This is a genomic window from Alkalihalophilus lindianensis (genome assembly GCF_032843265.1).
Taxonomy (GTDB): Bacteria; Bacillota; Bacilli; order Bacillales; family Bacillaceae_D; genus Alkalihalophilus; species Alkalihalophilus lindianensis.
On sequence record NZ_JAWJBA010000818.1, the window covers coordinates 1 to 246 of the forward strand.

Annotated in this window: 1 protein-coding gene; it reads right to left on the reverse strand. The window is 39.4% G+C overall.

Annotated elements, in window-relative coordinates; translation table 11 throughout:
- Positions 1-18: 18 nt before the first annotated feature.
- Positions 19-246: hypothetical protein (locus tag RYX56_RS24450; protein WP_317124400.1), on the reverse strand; the 228-nt coding region annotated here is incomplete at its 5' end.

A 246-nucleotide genomic window follows, 5' to 3' on the forward strand; every position in this document is an offset into this window, starting at 1 on the left:
TGTAACATCTTCACCACATCACATATAATCAGGTAGCTCAATTTTCCCAGTGTTATCAGTATTTTCTCCAGCACCAACTTGAAGTAGCCAAGCTGCAAATGCATCACTCTCAGCAGTTCTATCCAAGTGCATATTCTGATGCAAGAAATACATTTTAATACACTCCAAAGATTGGATCTTTCCAGAGAAGCACTGATAATTTCTTGACATGAGCCTCAAGGCACCACAGAAAGAGTTTGGTGAAAG